Below are 20,621 nucleotides of genomic sequence, written 5' to 3'. Positions count from 1 at the left end.
GCCCATGGCGAGACACCTCTACTCCTGCCCCCTGCGCTGGTCGGACATGGACGCCTTCGGGCACGTCAACAACGTCGTCTTCCTGCGGTATCTGGAAGAGGCGCGGATCGACTTCATGTTCCGGCTGGCGCCGGGGAACGGGAGCCCGTCGTTCTCCGGCGGGTCCGTCGTGGCCCGGCACGAGATCGACTACCTGCGTCCGCTGGTCCACCGGCACGAGCCGGTGACCGTCGAGTCCTGGGTCACCAAGATCGGCGCGGCGTCGCTGACGATCGCGTACGAGATCAAGGACCCGGACGTCACGTACGTGCGGGCCTCGACGGTCGTCGTGCCCTTCGACCTGGCGGCGCAGCGACCGAGGCGGATCACCGAGGAGGAGCGCGCGTTCCTCCAGGAGTACGTCGACGACGGGATGACGTCCGCCGCATGACCGTGATCGCGCCCCTGCACTTCGCCGACGCCAGGGAGGCGGCGGGTCTCGCCGCCTTCCTGCGCCGGCTGCTGCACTACGACCGCGCCGCCGCCGTCCGCCTCCAGGCCGGCGCCGGCGCGCTCGCCGTCTTCGGGCGGCCCCCGTCGTTCGAGGTGCTCGCGATCCGCACCGCCCGCCTCGTCGACCCCGTGGAGCTGGACGTCACCGTCTCGGCGGGCGAACTCCTCGAAGGCGTCGAGGAGTCGGCGGGCAAGGCGGCCGTCCCCGGCGCCGTCACGGGACCGCCCTGGGCCGGCGTCCTGCCGCCCCGCTCCGGCTGGCAGCCGGTCGCCGGACTGCCCTCCGTCGCGGAACTGCGCGGCGCGGTCGCCGCCTCGGTCGCCGAGTTCCGCGCCCGCGACGAGGCCCTCGGCGAGGAGCGGCGCACCCGGGCCGAACGCGACCGCATCGGCCGCGAGATCTGGTCCCGCACCCTCGCCACCGCCGGGCTCCCGCTGCGCGCCGTCCACGCGGCCCAGTCGCTCGGCTTCCTGCCCGACCTCCCCGACCGGGAGCTCCCGGTCGCCCTGCTCGCCGCCGGCCCCTGGCTGCGGCTGCGCACCCCGTACGGCGCCGTGGCGCTGAGGAGCGTGCCGCCGATGACGCTCAGCGTCACCCCGGGCGGCGCCACCCGGTGACGGACCCCGCCACAGACCCCTGTCCCGCCACAGACCCCGGCCCCGCCACAGACCCCGGCCCCGCCGCAGACCCCGGCCCCGCGACGGCGCTCGGTCCCGGTCCCGGCCCCGCCGGCTACCCCGGCATCCGGCTCGCCGTCGACGCCGAGCTCTCCGGCGCCGAGCTCGACGCGCTCTTCCACGCCTCCTGGCCCGGCCACCGTGACACCGACTTCGGGCCCGTCCTCGCCCGCCGCCTGCTGCACGTCACCGCCCGCCGCGACGGGCGGCTCGTCGGCTACGTGAACGTCGTCGGCGACGGCGGCGCGCACGCCTTCGTGCTCGACACCACCGTCCACCCGGACGAGCGCCGCCGCGGGCTCGGCGTCGCGCTGGTGCGGGCCGCCGCCGACGCCGCGCGGGCCACGGGGGCGCACTGGCTGCACGTCGACTTCGAGCCGCACCTCACCCGCTTCTACGAGGAGTGCGGCTTCCGGCCCACCGCCGCCGGGCTCATGGCGCTGACCGGCCCCGACGCCTGAAGCGTCCGCGGCCGGGCCCCTCCCGCCCGTCCCGTTCCTCCCGCCCCTCCGCCGCGAGCGCCGCCACCGAGAGGCCCGCGCTGAGCAGCAGCAGGGCCGACGGCAGCACCGGCGAGCCGTGCGCCGTGTTGTCGCTCTCCAGGACCGGGTCCATCCGGTGTGCCGGGTCGTAGGCGATCCGTACCGTGCCGTTCTCCTCGGCCACCCGCCGCTCCGCCGTGAACTGCGTGGGATAGCCGCCCGGACAGCTCAGCGGATGGTGGTACAGCGTCTTCTCCGCGGGGGCGCCCTCGCCGAAGGTCGGGTGGTACGTGACGGTGACCTCGCCCGCCACCACGCACTCCACGACCTCGGCCCGGATCCGGGAGTCCCGCGCCTCCACCCACACCGCGCCGAGCCCCGCCACCAGCAGCAGCGCCGCGGCGACGCTGGCGCCCCCGCCCTCGCGGAAGAGGGCGTTGTGCGCGAACAGGGCGGCGACCGCCAGCCCCAGACCGGCCAGCAGCGCGACCACGCCCGGGAGCCGGACGGGGCTGTGCATGGTCCAGCCCGCCCACCGGTTCAGCAGCAGACCGGCGCCGCCCGGTATGAGCACGGCGCCCGCGTACGACAGGGCCTTCGTCATCTGGTCACCCCCGACAGGGGGGACGCGCCCGGCGGCGGCCCGGTTTCCTCAGCGGGCCACGTCGTCCGGCCAGACCCCGATGTGGTCCTGCTCCAGCTCCAGCGCCACCCGGTGCTCCATGCCCAGCGCCTCGGTGTACTCGGCGGGAAGCTGGAGCCGCCCGGCGCGGTCGAGCATCGCGTACTCGCGGGCCACCAGCGACTCCTGGCCCTCCGCGTCGATCTCCGTGCGGCGCAGCACCTCGGAGGAGGTCCGCCCGTCGCGGATGGCGACCGTGCGGCGCACCTCGGAGGCGACGGCCTGGTCGTGGGTGACGATCACGATCGTCGTGCCGAGCTCCTCGTTGGCCCGCCGGAACGCGGCGAAGACCTGCTCGCCGGTGGCCGAGTCGAGCTCGCCGGTCGGCTCGTCGGCGAGCAGCACGGACGGGTTGTTGGCCAGGGCGACCGCGATCGCGACCCGCTGCTGCTGTCCGCCGGAGAGCTGGCTGGGGCGCCGGTCGCGGATCTCGGCGATGCCGAGCATCCCGAGCAGCTCCTCGGCGCGCTGCGCCTTCTTCTTCGAGTGGCCCGCCAACTGCATCGGCAGCGCCACGTTCTGGGCGGCCGTCAGATAGGGGAGCAGGTTGCGGGAGGTCTGCTGCCAGACGAAGCCGACGACCTCGCGGCGGTAGCGCAGCCGGGCCTTGCCGTCCATGGCGAGCAGATCGCTGCCGGCGACCTTCGCCGCCCCCGCCGTCGGCACGTCGAGCCCGGCCAGGATGTTCATCAGGGTCGACTTGCCCGAGCCGGAGGCTCCGACGAGGGCCATCAGCTCGCCCTCCTTCACCAGCAGGTCCAGGCCCTGGAGGGCCTGCACCTCCACGCCGTCGGTGCTGAAGATGCGGACCAGCCGGTCGCAGGCGATCAGGGCGTCATGACCGTACGAGGGCCGGTCGCGCTTGGCCGTCGCCCGCCGCTCCAGCTCTTCCAGCGAGGTCTCGGATGCCGTCGTCATCGTGCGTCTCCTGCCCTGAGTTCCTTGATCGAGCCCCTGCGCGAGGCCCACCAGGCCTGTACCGTCGCCGCCGCGCCCGCGAGCAGCACCACCCCGGCCGCCGGGAGCCCGAGCGACCAGACGTCCGCCCGGAGCGTCGCGCCGAGCGCCAGCGTCTCCGCCGGGGCGTCGGCCAGCGCGAGCCGGGCCAGATCGACGCCGGGCGCGAGCAGCAGGACCGTCGCCCAGCCCACCAGGGCGCCGCCGACGGCGGCCAGCAGCGCCTGCGGGAGGGCCTCCAGGATCAGCAGCCGCCGGGCCTGGCCGCGGGTCAGGCCCATGGTGCGCAGCCTGGCCAGCAGCGTGGTCCGCTCGGGGGCGACCTGGAGCAGCGAGAGGAGCACGGCGAGGACCGCGTAGCCGGCGCCCGCGCCGACGGCGGCGAGGTAGACGTTCTCGGCGCCGGTCTGCATGGGCGAGTCGACGTACCGGGAGCGCTCCTCCCGGCTCAGCGTCACGTGCAGCTTGGCGCCCTTGGCGGTCATCTCGCTCCGCAGCGCCTTGCCGTCGAGCGCCGCGCCGCCGCTCCCGCCGCCGGTGACGAGCAGCGTGGTGGGGGCCCGGTTGACCAGGTCGGCCGCGTTGACGATCAGGAAGTCCTCGTCGGGCAGCGCGGGGGTGATCGTGCGCACGGCGACCACCTTCACGTGGAAGCGGCCGGCGGCGGCCAGGATCTCGATGGGCTTGTCGCCGAGCCGCTGCGCGACCTGCGGCGAGGCGATCGCCGGGATGACTCGGGTGGTGTCGCCGACGCTGCCGGGTCCGCCCTTGCCGGTGGACTTCAGCAGGGACTCGGCGAAGGGGCCGAAGCCGGTGCGGGACGCGAGCCGGGCGTACGAGGAGGGCTCGACGCCGACCAGCGGGGCGCTCATGGGGTTCTCGGTGGTCCCCGAGCGGGCCGGCAGCTCCAGGCCGTACTCGATCTGGGCCGGCGACACCTCGCGGACCCCGGGGAAGCCCCGTACGGTGTCGGCGAGTCCGCCGGGCAGCGGGGTCCAGCCCAGGTCGTGGGTGACCCGGGCGTCCGCGCCCACGGCCAGGTACGCCGCCCGGTCCCGGGCGTCGGCGACGCCCGCGAGCACGGAGCCGCCGAACGCGGCCGTGGTCAGCGCCATCAGCAGGGCGAGCAGCGGGAGGGTGCCGGAGGCGGAGGCGCGGCCCGCGCGGGCCAGCGACAGGAAGCCGATGGCGCCGCGCAGCCGGCGGGTGGGCCGGGCGGCCCAGCGCAGCGGCACGGGATAGATCCGGATGAGGACGAAGGCGGCGATCACGCCGACGAGCACGGGCGCGCAGCTGACCAGGTAGTCGCCGGCGCCGACGCCGGTGCCGCGCTGGCGCAGCGCGGTGACCGCGCCCACCGCGAGGACCAGCAGGGTGAGTTCGGCGATGGTGCGGCGGCGGGAGGGCCGTGCGGAGACGAGGTCCTCGCGCCCGCCGTGCAGCACCGGGCGGCGGTGCAGGAACATCGCGCGCAGCGGCAGTACGAGGGAGGCGAGCAGGGCGGCGGCCCCGGCGGCGATGACGGCGGGCCCCATCCGGGCGCCGCCGGTGGTGCCGACCAGGGGCACCGCGAGCAGCAGGCCGAGCGCGGCGGCGGGCAGGCAGACGGCGGTGGTCTCGCCGAGCAGCCGTACGCCGATGCCGGTCAGGGAGGCGCCGCGGGCGCGCAGCAGGGCGAGCTCGGCGTGCCGGCGGGTGGTGAACAGGCCGCCGGTCATGGCGAGGACGACGACCGCGACGGCGCCGACACCGACGGCGGCGACGGTGACGACGGCGGCGATGGCGTCCCGCATCCCCGTGTACTCGCCGAGGACCTTGTCGAGGTCGGTGTCGAACTGCCCGTTCGGGCCGAGCGCGGAGCGCAGCGTGACGAGTTCGGGCCCGGCGTCGGCGGAGTCGAGCGCGGCGCGCAGGGCGTCGCTGTCCTGGGCGGTGAGGTGGCCGACGGAGGGGGCGTAGCGCCAGTACTGCTCGGGCTCGCCGAGGGTGCGCGGCAGCGAGGGGCCGCTCTCGGGGGCCAGCAGCAGGGTGGCCACCCAGTACCACTTGACCTCAAGGCCGCTGCGGGCGGTGAAGAGGGGGGTGTGGGTGACCGGGTCGACGTTCCAGTACGGGCCGGAGGGCTCGCGCGGCTCGATGACGCCGGTGATCGTGATGGGGGTCTTGTTGCCGTCGGTGCCGGGCACGTGGGTGACGGAACCGGGCTTGAAGCCCATGGCCTTGGCGGTCTTCGCGGTGACCGCCGCCTCCATCGCGCCGCCCGGCCCGATCGTGGGCCAGCGCCCGGCGACCAGGGTGGAGTGGGCGGGCACGTCGGAGAGCGCGTCGAGGACGTACTCGGGCAGCAGCCCGTCGGGCTGGGGCAGCCAGCGGTCGAGGCCCTGGACCCGCTTGGTGGTGCGCGCGCCGTAGGCGGAGTTCGCCAGGTCGGGGCGGAGCGGCTTGGGCAGCAGCGGGGTGAGCTGGTCGCGGGTGGCCTTGAGCCGGTCGGGGCGGTACGCGGAGGGCTGCTGCTCCGGGGGCAGGCTGCTCGCGACGGAGTTGGTGAGCTTGACGACGGTGCGGTGCGGCGGGGCCGACTCGACCGCGTGCCGCATCCCCTCGGTCTCGTAGGTGTCGACCGCGCGGGGCAGCGCCGCCGCGAGGAAGGCGGTGACCAGGACGAGCAGTCCGTAGGCGAGGGCCGTGCCCGGGGCGGTCCGCAGCCGGGTGCGGACCCAGGGGGCCACGGCGCGGGCGGGCTTGCGGGGCATGACGTCCGCCTTTCCGCGGGTCGGTGCGGGCGCCGGGGGCGTCGGGGTGGGAGGGGCGGTCGGCGGCATCAGTGGTTCCCCTCGGTCCGCAGGGTCACGGCCGGGTCGGTGCGGCGCAGCGCGATGGCGGCGACGACGGCCAGCGGCAGCGCGGCCACTCCGGCGAGCAGCAGGGCGACGTGTCCGGTGGGGATCTGGACCAGGACGGTGGGCACGGGCCGTTCCGCCTGGGCGGTGAGGACGATGAGGGGGACGACCGCCCGGGTGAGGACGGTGCCGATGCCGACGCCGATGAGCAGGCCGATGCCGATGAGCAGGCCCTGTTCGGCGGCGACCAGCCGGGCGAGCTGGCGGCGGGGCGCGCCGATCGCCCGCAGCAGCCCGAATTCGGCCTGCCGTTCCCGCAGGGAGCCGGCCGAGCCGACGGCGAAGCCGACCGCGGCGAGGGTCGCGGCGGCGACGGCCACGGCCATGAGGGCCGAGTTGGGTCCGGCGCCGAGCGGGTCGCCGAGCAGGTCGTTGGCGGTCTCGTCCCGTTCGAGGACGAGCGCGGGGTCGGCGTCGGGGCGGGCCCGGAGGGTCTTGGCGACGTCGGCGGCGCGGCCGGGTTCGGTGGTCAGCCACCACTCGGTGGGCGCCAGGGTCGAGGAGGTGAGGGAGAGCGCGCGGTTCGCGGCGGACAGGTCCACCAGGACCGCGCCGCCGTCCTCGGGGGTGGCGGCGGGGGCGGTCGCGGAGACCGCGCGGGCGCCGGGGCCGGTGGTGGGCAGCTCGCGGACGACGTCGGCGATGGTCACGCTCAGCGTGGAGCCGCTGAAGGTGACGTCGAGGCGGTCGCCCCGCTTGGCCTTGGCGGCGGCGAGGAAGGCGTCGGTGACGATCGCCGGGATGGTCCTGGGCGGCGCGGGCCGGGGGGCGGTCAGCGCGAGGGTGTACGACTTGGTGCCGCCGCGCCCGTCCGCGTTCTCGGGCGCGACGTGGAACGGCAGGCTGACCAGGGCGTTCTTCGCGGGCAGGGCGCGCAGCGGGATGTTCTGGGTCTGGCTGTCGGCGAGCACCGCCGCGTACGAGCCGGCCCAGCCGGCCAGGGCTGCGGCGTCGCCGAGGGGCTGCGCGGTGCCGCCGGGGCCGTCGACGGACAGCCGCTCGACGAGGAGCTGGTGGCCGCCGCCGCCCTCGCCCCACTGGGACTGCCCGGAGATCTCCAGGCCGGCCAGGCCGAAGTTCGCGGGGTCGCCGAGCTCGGCGAGGGGGAGGCTGAGCCGGTGGCCGCGTCCGTCGCCGGGCAGGCTGCCGATCAGCCGCCGGTACGGGACGCCGTAGCGGTCCTCCAGGACGGCGGTGACCTGGGCGGCGGGCGCGTCGGCGGGGGCGGTGTCGCGCAGGTCGACGTGGAGGGTGCGGGCGCCCTTGGGGAGCGGGAAGCCGGGCCGGGGTCCGGCCTTGGGCTGGACGGCGGCGAGCGGGTGCGCGCCCCGGGCGTCGGTGAGGTCGGAGCGGAAGAGCATCCCGTCGGCGGCCCGCCGGGTGTCCATGGCGAGGACGGTGGCGAGGTGTCCGGCGACGTCGGTGCCGCCCCGGTGCACGGAGGCGGCCTCGCGCACCCCGGGGACGGCGGCGATCCGCTGGGTCTGCGCCGGGTCGCCGGGGCCCGCGCTGAGCACCCGGACGGTGGCGCCGGTGCGGAAGTCGGCCTGGTCGTGCTGGGAGCGGTTCCAGGAGGCGCTCTGGCCGATGGCCAGCATCCCCATGGCGACGGCGAGGACCAGCAGCAGCACCGGGCCCGCGCCGCGCAGCGGGCGGCGGCTGAGCTGCCAGCCGGCGAGCGCGGCGGGCAGTCCCCGGCCGCCGGCGGCGCGCCGCTCGGCGAGCTTCGCGGCGGGCGGCAGCAGCCGCAGGGTCAGGACGGTGCCGGCGAGCAGGGCGAGGGCGGGCGCGGCGACGAGCAGCGGGTCGATGCCGAGGCCGCCGGAGCGGTCGCCGGTGAGCGCGCCGCCGGTGCCCTCGCCGGTCTGCCGGTCGAGCTGCCAGTAGGCGACGCCCGCGATGAGCAGCAGGCCGATGTCGGCGCCGGCGCGGACGGAGCCGGGCAGGGTGGCGGAGCGGCCCTTGCGCAGCGAGACGGCGGCGCCGTCGCCGGCGGCGAGCGCGGGTGCCACGACGGCGGCGGCGCAGCACAGGGCGACGAGGGCGGCGACCAGCCAGACGGCGGGCGGGGCGGTGGCGTCGAGCCGGACGCCGAGCGCGTCGAGCGCGGAGCGGTCGGCGAAGAGGCGGGTGAGCGGCCCGGAGAGCAGCGGGGCGGCGATGGCGGCGGGCACGGCGAGGAGCAGCGCCTCGACGGTGGCGAGGCCGGCGATCCGGCGCCGGGAGCCGCCGCGGGCGCGCAGCAGGTCGGTCTCGCCGGAGCGTTCGGTGCTGAGCAGCCGGGCCACCAGGAGCAGCGCGTAGGCGGCGAGCAGCACGAGCTGGACGGCGACGATGCCGAGGGTGGAGCGGGAGACCAGCAGGGCGCGGTCGGTCTGCTCCAGGACCCGGGACAGCGAGGTGTAGGCGGTGATGTTGGTGCCGAAGGGGGTGGTGTCGGCGGCCATCTTGTCGGGGGCCGTGGACGCGGCGGCGCGCAGCGAGGCCATCCGGTCGGTGGTGAGGCCGGTGAAGTCGGCGGAGGCCAGCCAGGAGGCGCCGCCGGAGGTGAGCCGGCCGGAGGCGAGCACGGCGGGGTCGGTGACCAGCGGGCCGTACGTGGTGAAGACGAGGGTCTTGACGCCTCGGCCGGCGGCGTCGTCGAGCTGCCAGTACAGGTCGGCGGTGTCGACGGGCCGGTAGAGGCCGGTGATCCGGGCCTTGAGGGGCTTGCCGCCGAGCCGGTCGGTGAGGTCGAGGACGGTGCCGGGGCCGATCTTGAGGAGCTTGGCGGCCTCTTCGGGGAGGGCGGCCTCGACTGTGTCGGCGGCGCCGGTGGTCTTCGGCCAGGCGCCGCTGACCAGGCTGATCCGGGAGCGGTCGAGCGCGGCGAAGCGGGTGAGGTCCGGGTCGCCGGAGCGGGCGGCGGGGGCCTGGAGGGAGCGGGGCAGCGCGTACGGCCCGGAGCGCTCCAGCTTCCGTACGGTGACGGGGAGCCCGTCGAAGGTGGCCTTGGCGCCCGCCTGGACTGCGGCTTCGGCGGTGGCCCGTTTCTCGGGCGGGACCTGGCCGGAGACGATCAGGGCGGCGGCGGGGGCGGAGCGCCCCTGGAGGGTGCCCTGGAGCGCGGCGTCACCGATGGATCCGGAGAACGCGGCGAGCGTGGCCAGGACCGAGGTGGTGAGCAGAACGGCGAGCAGGGCGGCGGCGAGAAGCAGCCGGTGTGCCCTGACGCGCAGAAGTACGAAGCCCGTCACCCATCCCCCTGAAAACACCGTGATCGTTCAGTTTCGAACGTTCATCGGATGCTTTCAGAGGGATATCGATCAGGAAAACGCTTTCGACGCGACCTTGATGCGATCGTGACCGTTATTCGGGGTCCCGTCGCCGGAATGTGTCACTCCGGAGCGTGTCACTCCGGAATGTCTCACTCCGCGGTGTTGACCATCGACGCCGCCGCGTAGGTCAGGTACCGCCACAGCTGCGCCTCGTGCTCCGGGGCCAGCTCCAGCTCGTCCACGGCGTCCCGCATGTGCCGCAGCCAGGCGTCGTGCGCCGCCCGGTCGACGGTGAAGGGGGCGTGCCGCATCCGCAGCCGGGGGTGGCCCCGGTGGTCGCTGTAGGTGCGGGGGCCGCCCCAGTACTGCATGAGGAAGAGAACCAGCCGCTCCTCGGCCGGGCCGAGGTCCTCCTCGGGGTACATCGGCCGCAGCAGCGGGTCCTCCGCCACTCCCTGGTAGAAGCGGCGGACCAGGCGACGGAAGGTCTCCTCGCCACCCACCTGCTCGTAGAAGGTCTGCTCCTGAAGCGTGCCGCGCGGAATCTCGTTCACCGTTCCATCGTCTCAGATGGCTCGGACGAGGACCCCGGGCTTAGGACTTCGGCCCGGGGTTCCGCGGCGGCGGGGGCTCAGCCGCGCCGGATGGTGATCGTCGTCCAGGCACCCACGTGGACCCGGTCGCCGTCCTGGAGCTGGACCGGGACATAGGGCTGGATCGGGTCGGCGGAGCCGTTGATCGTGGTGCCGTTGGTGGAGTTCTGGTCCACCACCGCCCAGGAGCCGTCCGGCTGCTGCACCAGCACCGCGTGCTGGTGCGAGACGCCCGGGTCCTCCGGCGGCACCGACAGGTCGATGTCGGGGGACTCGCCGGTGGAGTGCCGGCGGCGGCCGACGCTGACCTGGCCGCCCTGGAGCCGGATGTGCTGCTCGGGGGAGTACGCGGGCAGGTTGAGCCCCGTCGCCTCCGGGCCGCTGCGCTGCATCATCGCCATGAAGTAGTCGCGGTCCGGGCCGATCAGCGCCGTCCAGCCCGCGGGCGGCGCCGGCTGCCGGAACTGCGGCGGCGGCACCGGCGCGGCCGGCGGCGCCGGGGGTCCCGGCTGCTGCTGGTGCGGCGGCTGGTGCTGGGGCTGGTGGGGCTGGTGCGGCGGCTGGTGCTGCGGCTGCGAGGGCGGCGAGATCATCCAGTCGTCGTCCGCGCGCGGCGGCGCCATGGGGCCCGGCGCGGGCGGCGGCGGAGGGGGCGCCTGCTGGAAGGCCCCCGGGACCTGCGGCGGCTGCGGGCGCTGCGGCGGCGCCTGGTGGTGGGTCGGGTCGGCGCCCAGCGGCTCGGCCGGCCGGTTCACCTGCGAGGGCCGCGAGCCCTGGTACTCGTACGGGTCGCCGAAGGGCTCCTGCTGCTGCGGGCGCGGCGGCGCGGGCGGCGACTGGAAGCCCGGCGGCAGGTTCAGCCCGGGCGGCGGGCCCTGCTGCGGGGCGGGGGCGATCGGTGTGTAGGAGGTCGCCGTGTTCGTGAGGAAGTTCCAGCGGCACTCCTCGCAGAACGGCGCCGCGTGCTCGCGCGGGGTACGGCACTGCGGGCACAGCTCGGCCTGCGAGGTCGCGCCCGGGTCGTAACCGCCGTGACCGCCGTGACCGCCGGGGGCACCGGCACCGTGGCCGAGGTGTCCGCCGGGACCGGCCGGACCGCCCGGTCCGGGGTAGCCGTACGCGGGCGGCGGCGGGGGAGGCGGCGGTACGGCACCCGTCGGCGCAGCCGCCGCGGCCATGCGGTGGCCGCAGACCTCGCACCAGTCGTCGGAGACCGACTGGTGTCCGTTCGGGCAGGTCGGCATGTCGGCGCTTCCCCCTCTCGTCACTTCGGCGTCACTTCTTCACACGAACGGTCTTGGTGGAGCGGGTTTCGAGAGTCATCTCGTCCGCTTCCGCGACCTTCGCCTTCAAACGCACAGTACCCGTCGCCGCGTCGACCACGTCCACCACCTTCGAAAGGAGTTTCGCCGTATCGGCGTTGCCGAAGGCCGTCGCGAGCTGCACCGCACGCCCCAGCTTGGCGGTCGCGCCGTCCCGGTCGCCCGATTTGCGAGCGTCCAGGCCCTCCTGGATCGCGTCCGCGAGCTCCGCCTGCCCCGTGTAGTGGGCGACCTGCGGGTTGATCGACGTGGACATCGCCATGTCGTCCGTCCACACCGCCCGCACCAGCCCCTGGGACAGCGTCGTCGGCGCGCCGCCCGCCGGGTCGGGGACGATCAGCGAGACCCGGGCGGCCAGCATCTCCCGGCCGATCGCGGCCTCCGGGACCCGGACCGAGACGTGGTAGTCGCGGGACTCGTCGCCCCAGGAACCCGTCGGGTAGTCCCCGGCGCGCGGGCCCGCCTCGGTGCGCCGGGCGCTCAGGTCGTCGACCGTCGGCGCGACCTGCTTCACGAAGCCGATCTCCACCCCGACCGGGGTCCACAGCCGCAGCGCGACGTCCGCGACCTCCTTGTCCATGGCCCGCTCCATCAGGGCCGTGAAGTCCGCCGCGAGCCCCGCCGGGTCGGCGACGATGTCGGCGGTGCCGAGCAGCGCCGAGGCGATGCCGGTCACCTCCTTGACCTCCCAGTCGGTGCCCACCCCGCGCGCGTCGCAGGTCAGACGGCCCGCGCACGCCTCCAGGGCGTCCCGCAGGTCCTCCGGCGACTCGTGCTCGTTGCGCCCGTCGGTGAGCAGGATGCCGTGCCGGATCGTCGCGTCGGCCGAGTCGAGCAGCCCGGCGGCGAGCCGCAGCCAGGTGCCGATCGCGGTGCCGCCGCCCGCGCTCAGCCCGCGCAGCGCCTCCTTGGCCTCGGCGCGGGTACGGGAGTCGGCGACGGCGAGCCGCCGGCCGCCCGGGTACATCTCCCGGGCCAGATGGGTGCCGGCGACCACCGCGAAGGAGGTGCCGTCGCGCAGCGTGTCGATCGCGGCGGCCGCGGCCTCGCGGGCCCCGCGCATCTTGGTGGCCGGGTAGTCCATCGAACCGGAGCAGTCCAGCATTAGCACCACGGCGGCGGACCCGCCGCCCGGGGTGACCGAGGCGGCGGCGGTGCCGCCCCCGGTGGCGGTGACGGTGACGATCGCGTTGACGTCCCGGCCGCCCTCGGGCAGGAACTCGTTCTGGTAGACGTCCACCGAGAACTGGGGCCCGGTCGGCTTGGAGAAGTTGGCCATGGTGATGAGGCTCCTCGGCTCACGGTCACGTGAGGTGAAGGGGAAGTCGGAGAGTCGGTGTCGGGACGGGGGACGAGGAACGGGAGAGGGGTCGGGGCCGGGCGGGCGCGGCCTCAGGCCGATCCTGCCCCCGCGGGCGGAAGCGCGAACGGCAGCAGCGCGACCGTGACGTTGTCGTGGCCTCCGCCGTCGAGGGCGTGCCCGACCAGGACCTGCGCCCCGTGCAGCGGACGCCCGGCGGCGTCCGGGGGCACCACCCTGGCCATGTCCTCGGCGCCCTCCGCGTAGTTCCACAGGCCGTCGGTGCAGACCACCACCACGCCCGGCCGGTCCGGCTTGAACGCGGCGGTGTGCGGCTCCAGTTCGTACGCGTCGGCGCCGAGCCAGCCGGTGATGGCGTGGGCGCGCTCGTCCGCGTACGCCTCCGCCTCGCTCATCAGCCCCGTCGCGACCATCTGCGCCGCCCACGAGTCGTCCTCGGTGAGCCGCGCGGGCGGCGCGGTGCGGTCGTCCGGGACCCAGTAGGCCCGGCTGTCGCCGACCCAGCCGACGACGAGCAGGCCGCCCGCGACGATCGAACCGACGATGGTGCAGGCCGGGGCGTTCTGGTGCTCGCGCTCCCTGGAGGGCTCCGCCGCCAGGGAGTTGACCGCCTCGGCGGCGGCCACGATCGCCTCGTGCATGGCCTGCTGCGGGTGCGTCCCGCGCGGCAGCGCGGCGAGCAGCGCGGCACCGGCGGCGGAGGCGGCGGCGCTGGACGCCTCGTCGGGCCGGGTCGCCGAGGAGACCCCGTCGCAGACGATGGCGAGCGCGGCGGGGGAGCCGTCCGGCAGCGCGGTCGAGGACACGGCGAAGGCGTCCTCGTTGCGGTGGTGGCGCAGTCCCCGGTCGCTCACGGCGGCGACCGAGGGCAGCTCCTCCTCCATGTGGTCGCGCTCGCGCGGCTGCGCGTGCCCGCAGTGCTCGCAGTACCCGTCCCGGTCGACCCGCCCGGTCCGGCACGCCACGCACAGCTTCCGCCCGTCGCCCTCGGACCGGAGGGCGGCCCGGGGATCGGGCGCGGCGAGGGTGAAGTCCCCGCCTCCGGGCGCGGGTGCGGCGGGTGCGGCTGCCGGTCCGGCGGCCGGCAGGTCCCGGCCGCCCGAGTCGGTGCCCGGCAGGTCGCCGGGGTGCTGGGTGGCCGTGGTCAGCGACTGGGGGTCCCGGGGGGGCGCCTCGGGCCAGTCCACCGGCAGCGCGATCGGCACCGTCGGCCGGTCCGCCCCGGGCTCCGCCGCCGGCACCGCCGACAGGTCGAACCCGCAGGCCCCGCAGTAGCGGTCGCCCGACTCAAGGGGCTCGGCGCACTCGGGGCAGGTCCCCAGGGGGTGCGGGAGCTTGGGCTTCAGGGACATACTCACACCCACGTCCTGGGGCGGAAGCGGTTGGCCCGCTCCACCAGTTCGATCCTCTCCTCGCCCCGCTGGGCGAGCCGGGCGAGCACCCGGTAGGAGCGTTCGAGGCCGAAGCGCAGTCCGCGCTCGTCCAGTGCGCTGCCGAGCAGCACCGTGCCGGCCGGGCCCGCGCCGGGGCTCCCGGACAGCACCCAGTCCAGCGCCGTGCCCAGCACCTCCGTCGACAGCCGCTCCCGGCGCACCGCGTCCAGACCGAAGCCCTGGAGCGCCGAGACCTGCGCGGCGGCGGCCGTCAGGTCCGCGCCCAGCGGCTCGTTCGCCGGGCGGCGGCGCAGCCGGGCCCGCACGGCGGCGACCCGGGCCGCCGTGTAGTGGATGGACGACTCCGGCACCGACTCCAGCGTGCGCACCGCGCCCGCCCGGTCGCCCGCCGCGAGCTGCGTCCGGGCCAGCCCGAAGGCGGCGCTGACGTAGCTGGGGTCGGTCGTCCACACCAGCCGGTAGTACTCTGCCGCGTTGTCCAGCTGGCCCAGGTGCTCGGCGCAGACGGCCAGCGCCAGCTTGGGCGCGGGCTCGCCCGGGAAGGCGTCGTAGATCGCGTCGAAGGAGAGCGCGGCACCCGCCTGGTCCCCGGTGACCAGCGAGGTGACGCCCCGGTACCAGACCACCCGCCAGTCGTCCGGGTGCCGCTCCTCCAGGGCGGCCAGCGCCCGGCCCGCCTCGACGACCTCGCCCATCTCCAGGCGCGCCCGCAGCTCCCGCAGCCGCAGCTCCAGCGAGGGCACCGGGGCGGCGCCCAGGGCGGTGAGCAGCTCGGCGGGGGCGGCGGCCAGCAGACCGGCGAGGAAACCGGCGTTGGGATCGCCCGGGTCGACCCGGGGCACCGGCAGCGCCAGCGCGGTGGCGGGCACGTCGAGCGGGCGCAGGAAGCTGCCGCCGCGCCCGGCGACGGAGGTCGGCAGTGCCTTGCGGCCGCGCCGGGGCGCCCGCGCGCCGAGCACCGACACGTCGTCCGTGTGCTCCTCGAACAGCTCGGTGTCGGTGACCCGGGTCTCCGGCCCGAAGAGCGTCGACAGGGCCGGGCGCGGGCGGCCCGACTGGAGGGCGACGACCTCGCGCAGCACGCCCGTCAGCTGCTCGGCCATCTCCTGCGCGGAGCCGAAGCGGCGCCCCGGGTCCGGGTCGGTGGCCCGCACCAGCAGCCGGTAGAAGGACTCGTAGGTGCGCAGCACCTCGATGCCCTCGGGGTCGGGCAGCGCGTCCACGAAGACGTTCGTGTAGCCCTGGAAGTCGAAGGTCAGCACGGCCAGCGTGCGGGCCACCGTGTACAGGTCGCTGGCGACCGAGGGGCCGAGCTCGGCGACCTCGGGCGCCTGGTAGCCGACCGTGCCGTAGATGGCCGACTCCTCGTCGTCCATCCGCCGGACCGCGCCCATGTCGATGAGCTTGAGCTGGTCCTCGGTCTGGATCGCGTTGTCGACCTTGAAGTCGCAGTACAGCAGGTTGCGGCTGTGCAGGTGGCCGAGGGCCTCCAGGGCCTCGATGCCGTACGCGCAGGCCTGCTCGACCGGCAGCGGGTCGCGGCGTCCGTCGGGGGTGCGCCGGTCGTTGGCGATCTCCTTGAGGGACTTGCCGCCCACGTACTCCATGACGATGTAGCCGTCGAGGGAGCCGGTGCGCGGGTCGAGGTGCTCGACGAAGTTGTAGATGCGGACGATGTTGGAGTGCTCGATCTCGGCGAGGAAGCGGCGCTCGGAGATCGCCGCCGCCATGGCGTCCTGGTCGCCGGTGTCGAGCAGGCCCTTGAGGACCACCCAGCGGTCGGAGACCGCCTTGTCGACCGCGAGGTAGATCCAGCCGAGGCCGCCGTGCGCGAGGCAGCCCGCCACCTCGTACTGCCCGTGCACGACGTCCCCGCCGCGCAGCTTGGGCACGAAGGAGTACGGGTGCCCGCACTTGGTGCAGAAGCCCTCGGTGCGGCCCGGCCGGTCGCCGCGTGAACGGCCCACCGGGGCCCCGCAGTCGGAGCGGGAGCAGAATCGCTTCCGCTCGGGCACCTCGGGCTTGGCCATCACCGCGGCGCGCGGGTCGGGGCGCGGCACCTCGGGGACCGTGACCAGGCCCGCGCCGAGCCGGCCCCGGCCCGACTGCGAGGCGCCCGAGCCGGAGCTGCGCACCGACACCGAGGGCGCGGTGCCCGGCCCGGAGAGCGCCCGGGAGAGCCGGCCGGACACCGAACGGCGCGACGTCGAGGACCGCGAGGAGCGGGAGGAGGCGCGCGAGCCCGACCGGGCGGAGTCGGAGCCCCGGCCGGCGGCGGCCAGCCCCGTCGGGGTGGCGGCGAGCAGCCCGTCGGGGGCGACGACCGGGGCGAGGCCGCAGGTGTCGCAGTACAGCTCGCCGCCGCCCATGTCCTCGTACGCGCCCTCGCACGTCGGACGCTGGCAGCTGCTCACTCCGGACTCCCCGCTCACCACTCGTTCCCCCTGTCGTCCCTCGGCCCCGAGAGCGTCTCGGTCGCCGCCCGCTGGTAGCGCAGCACCGCCTGCTCGGCGACCCGCAGGTCGCAGGGGGCGCTCCACAGCATCCGGCGGGCCGCGTCGTACCGCTCGATCAGCAGCGGGTCCTCCGCCGCGCCGAGCCGGGCCACCTTCGCCTTGTACGCGTCGAGCCGGCCGCGCAGCTCGGCGCGGACCGCCAGCGGCGCGGTCACCGCCGTCAGCGACTCGCGGGCGCGGTGCAGTTCGTCCTCCGCCTCCCGTTCGAGCGCGTCCAGGAGCGGCGAGAGCCGGTGCCACTGGGCGTGCCTGCGGTATTCGGCGGCGGCGGCCAGCCGCTCGTGCAGCGCGGTCGGCGGCCCGCTGACGGCCGGCACCTCGGAGGCGGCGATCTTCGCCAGCACCTCGCCGCGCGCGGCCCGGGCCTCGGCGAGGGTGCGGTCCGCGCGGGACAGCACGTCCCGCAGCCGCAGCAGCCGGTCCTCCGAGTCCTGCCGGACCTGGAGCACCGCCTCGATCTCGCGCCGGACGTCCTCCAGCGCGCGGGCGGCGGTGTCGTACCTGCCGGTGTCGGGGCGGCCCCCGCCGGGGGCCGAACTGCCCGCCGCGGGGCGCCAGAAGGCCAGCGGGTCGGAGACCACCTGGGAGCGCAGCGCGGTCAGCTCGGCGGTGATCCCGGCCAGCTCGTCGCCGGCCGGGTGCTCGCCGGGCCGGACCCCGACGGAGTGCGCGAGCGAGCGGGTGCGGCCCAGCTCGGCGGCGAGGAGGTCTATCCGGGCGGGCAGCGCCGACCAGACGGCGTCGGCGGTGACGATCACGTCGAGGGAGCCCGCGTACAGCTCGTTCATCCGCCGCACCAGCCCCTCCAGGGTGAACCGCTCGGACAGCGGGGTCTGTTCCAGCCCGCCGCCCGGGACGTGCACGCTCTCGCCGCGCAGCCGGTCGGTCAGCTCGGCGAGCTCCTCGCGGCCGGGCCAGCGGCGCCGGGCGCGCACCTCACGGGCGTCGCGCAGCGCGGCGGTGTAGACGTCGAAACAGCTCCAGAGCAGGGTGATCGTGCGCTCGGTGGACTGCCAGCGCTCTCGGGTGGTGCCGGTCAGCTCGGCCCCTTCGAGCAGCCGGCGGCCGGCATGGTCCTGGAGCGCGAGGAGCGAGTCCTCGACCGCCTTGTGCTCCGCGCCGAGGCGCGCCAGCGCACGGTCCACCTCGTCCCGGTCCATCACCGGCCCAGGGGGTCCCGTGACGCCCATCGGTCACCTCTCGCTCTACTTGTACGTGGGTGCGGGCGGCCCGGATATCCCGGGCAGGTCCGCCTTCAGCCAGGTCTCGTACGCTCTCTGCCAGGGTCCCTGCCGGTAGTCCACGAGGACCTTGTTGACCCGGCGGACCAGGTCGTCGTCGCCCAGCTTGGCGGCCACTCCGTAGTACTCGGTGGTGAACGGCTTCCCCTTGAGCTCGACGGCCGGGTCCTGGGCGGCCTGGCCGGCGCCCAGCGCGTTGTCCGTGAGGACCGCGTCGACCTCGCCCATCTGGAGCCGGGCCAGGCAGTCGAGCTGGTTGGGGACGGTCAGCAGGTCGGGGTCGTCCTTGGTGCCGTCACCCACGTCCTTGTAGACCGCGCCGAAGGACTTCTCCTCCAGCTCCTCGTAGGCCGTGGAGCCCTCGGCGGTGCAGACCCGCTTGCCGCTGAGGGAGGCGTCGTAGCCGGTGATCTCCGAGTCCTTGGGGGCGAGGATCTGCTGCCCGACCTGGAAGTAGGCGGTGGAGAAGGAGACCTGCTGGATGCGCTTGCAGTTGATCGTCATCGTGCGGACCACGAGGTCGACCTTGCGGCTCTCCAGGGCGGCGATCCGCTGGTTGGTCGGGATGGTCCGGAAGACGATGGCGTCCTCGTCGCCGAGGATGTCCTTGGCGATGGCGCGGGCCAGGTCGATGTCGAAGCCCACCAGCCTGCCGGGGCTGGTCTCCTTGCGCCCGTCGGGCAGCACGGTGGTGGTGGCGGGCGTGCGGTAGCCCCAGCGGTAGCTGTTCTGGTCGACACCCACGATCAGCTTGCCGCGCTGCTTGATCGCGGCCACGGCGGGGCCGTCGGCGCCGGACGGGCTCAGCGAGGCCTCGGGGCGGTCGCAGTCGTCGGCGCTCTCGCCGCTCCCGGCCCGCACCTGCACGCCGACGCCCACCCCGGGTCCCGTCACGGGCCCCTGCGCGGCGCCGGGCGAGGCGTGCGGCAGCGACAGCAGGGCCGCCGAGGCGGTCAGCGCGCAGACCGTGGCCATGGCGGCGACCCCGCCCCAGCCGCGCAGCCGTCCGGCGACCCGGCGCGCGGTCAGGCGGACCGCCCCGGGGCCGCCGGCCGCGCCGGACGCCGGGCCCGCCGGGTCCGTGTGCGTGATGCCCTCCGGCATTCCGCCCCCTCTCACCGGTACTCCGACAGTCTGCGGTTGACGCCCGTCACGGCGCAGGCCGCGCCGAGCACCCCGAGCACCGCCGCGCCCAGCGGCAGCCCGGTCAGCGCGGCCCGGCCGCTCTCGGCGGCGCGGGTGAACTCGTCCTGCTCGTGGGCGAGGGCGCGGCCGAGGGCCGCGTCGACCTGGTCGAAGGACTGGCCGGTCGACTCCGTGGGCCCGATGATCCGCTGCATCGCCCCGTCGAAGTCGCCCGCGTCGTCCTTCTCCCGTGCCTGGGCGTGCCGCTCGCGCCACTCGCCGGCCCGGGCTGCGGCCTCGGTGAGCGGGCCGCGGCCCTCCTCGTCGTCGGCGAGCCGGGTCGCCGAGGCGAGCGCCGAGGTGAGGGCGGAGACGCTGGCGGTGTAGTCCGCCTCGTACTTGTCGCGCTTGCCGTCCTCGGTGAGCACGGCGCCGCGCGCCACCACCGTCAGGTTCTCGCTGGCGCGGGCCTTGAGGGAGCTGATCCGGGCCTCGTTGAGGACCTGGAGGGAGTCCTGGCCGCGGGTGCGGGCCTCGTCGAGCCCCGCGCGGGCCAGTCCGTGCCCGGCGAGCAGCCACAGCAGTCCGGCCAGGCAGGCGGCGGTCGCGCCGAGCAGCCCCCGGTTGAACACCCGGTTGGTGCGCGCGTAGGTGCGGCGCTGGGCCCAGACCAGGACGGCGAGCGCCAGGAGGCCGAGGGCGACGGAGAGGAAGGGCGGGACGCGGGCCGCGTCGTCGTCCTCGTGCAGCCGCCGGGTCTCCGCCGCGTACAGCCGCTCGGCGGCGGGCAGCAGCTCCTGGGCCATCGTCTGGTTCGCGTAGCGCAGGTAGGCGCCGCCGAGCGGCAGGCCCTGCCGGTTGGCGGCGCGGGCCCGCTCGACCAGGCCCGTGTAGCGGGGCAGGTGCTCGCTGAGCGTGGCCAGTTCGCGGGCCGACTCGCCGGAGACCTCGGTGCTGGCGGCGGCCTTCACCAGGAGCCGGGAGGCGGTGGTGACGTCGTCCGTGTACCGCTCGCGGATCTGCTCGGGCTCCTGCGGGCCGGCCAGGAAGCCGCTGGCGGCGGTGGCGTCGGCGTCGGCGAGCGAGCGGTAGATGTCGGCGGCGTCGGCGCTCAGCGGCTGGCTGCGGCCCACCACGTCGTCCGTGGCGGAGGCGCGGTCGGCGACCTCGAAGGCGGTGACCGCGCCGAAGGCGACGACCAGCAGCGCCAGCAGGGCGCCGAGCACCCGCAGCCGGCCGGGCTCGGTCGTGGCGGCCCGGCGCAGCAGCTCGCGGCCCTGCGCCCAGGCGCCGGGCGCCGCGGGCGGCGGCACCTCGGCCGGGACGCCGGCCCCGGACTGCGCGGGCACGCCGGAGCCCGGTCGCGCGGGCGCGCTGCCGGTGCCCTGCGCCGCCGAGGCGGCGGGCGCGTTCGGCGGGTGTGTCACGTGACCTCCCCCTCGGTCTGAGACGTCGACCGGTCCGTCCGGCGGAGCGGTGGCCGCCTCCCGGCCAGCAGTATGGCCGCAGTGGCCCGGACGCACACCGGGATTGACTCGATCTTGTTCCTATCGTGCCGCATGGCCGCGGAGCCTCCGCGGGCGAACCCCCCTTCACACATCCCTCACTCTGAATACGACATCCGGCCGTGATCGGTTCCTTCTCGAACGTCGCTCGTACGG

15 protein-coding genes are annotated in these 20,621 nt (G+C 75.7%); 3 read left to right on the top strand and 12 right to left on the bottom strand.

Annotated elements, in window-relative coordinates:
- The first annotated feature begins 4 nt into the window (after positions 1–4).
- The 3 genes from ACZ6J5_RS05970 to ACZ6J5_RS05960 are packed head-to-tail and all read left to right on the top strand — an operon-like array spanning position 5 to position 1,631.
- On the top strand, positions 5–430 hold the full coding sequence (locus ACZ6J5_RS05970; protein ID WP_362475840.1) for an acyl-CoA thioesterase: 426 nt from the start codon (positions 5–7) through the stop codon (positions 428–430).
- Positions 427–1,110, top strand: a complete 684-nt coding sequence (locus tag ACZ6J5_RS05965; protein ID WP_469388048.1) for a DUF8010 domain-containing protein — start codon at positions 427–429, stop codon at positions 1,108–1,110. The genes ACZ6J5_RS05970 and ACZ6J5_RS05965 overlap by 4 nt, the downstream gene beginning before the upstream one ends.
- Positions 1,107–1,631: a GNAT family N-acetyltransferase gene (locus tag ACZ6J5_RS05960; protein ID WP_469388046.1), complete on the top strand. Its 525-nt coding sequence runs from the start codon at positions 1,107–1,109 to the stop codon at positions 1,629–1,631. The genes ACZ6J5_RS05965 and ACZ6J5_RS05960 overlap by 4 nt, the downstream gene beginning before the upstream one ends.
- On the opposite strand, the gene ACZ6J5_RS05955 is transcribed toward ACZ6J5_RS05960, so the two are convergent.
- The 12 genes from ACZ6J5_RS05955 to ACZ6J5_RS05900 all read right to left on the bottom strand — a co-directional run bounded on the left by ACZ6J5_RS05955 (position 1,603) and on the right by ACZ6J5_RS05900 (position 20,387).
- A complete protein-coding gene (locus tag ACZ6J5_RS05955) occupies positions 1,603–2,256 on the bottom strand; it encodes a hypothetical protein (RefSeq protein ID WP_469388044.1) in 654 nt (217 codons plus the stop codon). The genes ACZ6J5_RS05960 and ACZ6J5_RS05955 overlap by 29 nt on opposite strands.
- Positions 2,257–2,304: 48 nt before the next feature.
- Positions 2,305–3,252 carry an ABC transporter ATP-binding protein gene (locus ACZ6J5_RS05950; RefSeq protein ID WP_469388042.1) on the bottom strand — a complete coding sequence of 316 codons (948 nt, stop codon included), beginning with the start codon at positions 3,250–3,252 and terminating at the stop codon, positions 2,305–2,307.
- Positions 3,249–6,044, bottom strand: coding sequence for an FtsX-like permease family protein (locus ACZ6J5_RS05945; RefSeq protein WP_469388040.1), 2,796 nt, complete (start codon positions 6,042–6,044; stop codon positions 3,249–3,251). The genes ACZ6J5_RS05950 and ACZ6J5_RS05945 overlap by 4 nt, the downstream gene beginning before the upstream one ends.
- Before the next feature lie 68 nt (positions 6,045–6,112).
- Entirely contained in the window at positions 6,113–9,427 is a 3,315-nt protein-coding gene (locus ACZ6J5_RS05940; protein ID WP_469388037.1) for an FtsX-like permease family protein, read from the bottom strand.
- Positions 9,428–9,597: 170 nt separating this feature from the next.
- Positions 9,598–10,002, bottom strand: a complete 405-nt coding sequence (locus tag ACZ6J5_RS05935) for a globin (RefSeq protein ID WP_046907220.1) — start codon at positions 10,000–10,002, stop codon at positions 9,598–9,600.
- A 77-nt stretch (positions 10,003–10,079) separates the two neighbouring features.
- Positions 10,080–11,285 (bottom strand): FHA domain-containing protein, encoded by a 1,206-nt coding sequence (locus ACZ6J5_RS05930; protein ID WP_469388034.1) that lies wholly within the window; start codon positions 11,283–11,285, stop codon positions 10,080–10,082.
- A 31-nt stretch (positions 11,286–11,316) separates the two neighbouring features.
- The gene (locus ACZ6J5_RS05925) at positions 11,317–12,642 is read right to left on the bottom strand and encodes a vWA domain-containing protein (protein WP_469388032.1); all 1,326 of its coding nucleotides are present in this window, start codon (positions 12,640–12,642) and stop codon (positions 11,317–11,319) included.
- Positions 12,643–12,755: 113 nt separating this feature from the next.
- Positions 12,756–14,036 (bottom strand): PP2C family protein-serine/threonine phosphatase, encoded by a 1,281-nt coding sequence (locus tag ACZ6J5_RS05920; RefSeq protein WP_469388660.1) that lies wholly within the window; start codon positions 14,034–14,036, stop codon positions 12,756–12,758.
- A 2-nt stretch (positions 14,037–14,038) separates the two neighbouring features.
- Positions 14,039–16,447 (bottom strand): serine/threonine-protein kinase, encoded by a 2,409-nt coding sequence (locus ACZ6J5_RS05915; protein ID WP_469388659.1) that lies wholly within the window; start codon positions 16,445–16,447, stop codon positions 14,039–14,041.
- 59 nt (positions 16,448–16,506) lie between these two features.
- Positions 16,507–17,784 carry a coiled-coil domain-containing protein gene (locus ACZ6J5_RS05910; RefSeq protein WP_469388030.1) on the bottom strand — a complete coding sequence of 426 codons (1,278 nt, stop codon included), beginning with the start codon at positions 17,782–17,784 and terminating at the stop codon, positions 16,507–16,509.
- Positions 17,785–17,799: 15 nt separating this feature from the next.
- Positions 17,800–18,939 (bottom strand): glutamate ABC transporter substrate-binding protein, encoded by a 1,140-nt coding sequence (locus ACZ6J5_RS05905; RefSeq protein WP_469388028.1) that lies wholly within the window; start codon positions 18,937–18,939, stop codon positions 17,800–17,802.
- A gap of 11 nt (positions 18,940–18,950) precedes the next feature.
- Complete coding sequence (locus ACZ6J5_RS05900) at positions 18,951–20,387, bottom strand: hypothetical protein (protein WP_469388026.1); 1,437 nt, start codon at positions 20,385–20,387, stop codon at positions 18,951–18,953.
- Between the last annotated feature and the right edge of the window lie 234 nt (positions 20,388–20,621).

This window comes from Streptomyces sp. NPDC042100 (genome assembly GCF_055582325.1).
This window is presented reverse-complemented; position numbering and strand designations above follow the sequence as displayed.

What these genes read in the sequence shown, in the direction of transcription:
- ACZ6J5_RS05970 (WP_362475840.1), top strand. Translation starts at nt 5, where the DNA reads ATGGCGAGACACCTCTACTCCTGCCCCCTGCGCTGGTCGGACATGGAC.
- ACZ6J5_RS05965 (WP_469388048.1), top strand. Translation starts at nt 427, where the DNA reads ATGACCGTGATCGCGCCCCTGCACTTCGCCGACGCCAGGGAGGCGGCG.
- ACZ6J5_RS05955 (WP_469388044.1), bottom strand. Translation starts at nt 2,256, where the DNA reads ATGACGAAGGCCCTGTCGTACGCGGGCGCCGTGCTCATACCGGGCGGC.
- ACZ6J5_RS05950 (WP_469388042.1), bottom strand. Translation starts at nt 3,252, where the DNA reads ATGACGACGGCATCCGAGACCTCGCTGGAAGAGCTGGAGCGGCGGGCG.
- ACZ6J5_RS05945 (WP_469388040.1), bottom strand. Translation starts at nt 6,044, where the DNA reads ATGCCCCGCAAGCCCGCCCGCGCCGTGGCCCCCTGGGTCCGCACCCGG.
- ACZ6J5_RS05930 (WP_469388034.1), bottom strand. Translation starts at nt 11,285, where the DNA reads ATGCCGACCTGCCCGAACGGACACCAGTCGGTCTCCGACGACTGGTGC.
- ACZ6J5_RS05925 (WP_469388032.1), bottom strand. Translation starts at nt 12,642, where the DNA reads ATGGCCAACTTCTCCAAGCCGACCGGGCCCCAGTTCTCGGTGGACGTC.
- ACZ6J5_RS05920 (WP_469388660.1), bottom strand. Translation starts at nt 14,036, where the DNA reads ATGTCCCTGAAGCCCAAGCTCCCGCACCCCCTGGGGACCTGCCCCGAG.
- ACZ6J5_RS05915 (WP_469388659.1), bottom strand. Translation starts at nt 16,447, where the DNA reads ATGGGCGGCGGCGAGCTGTACTGCGACACCTGCGGCCTCGCCCCGGTC.
- ACZ6J5_RS05910 (WP_469388030.1), bottom strand. Translation starts at nt 17,784, where the DNA reads ATGGGCGTCACGGGACCCCCTGGGCCGGTGATGGACCGGGACGAGGTG.
- ACZ6J5_RS05905 (WP_469388028.1), bottom strand. Translation starts at nt 18,939, where the DNA reads ATGCCGGAGGGCATCACGCACACGGACCCGGCGGGCCCGGCGTCCGGC.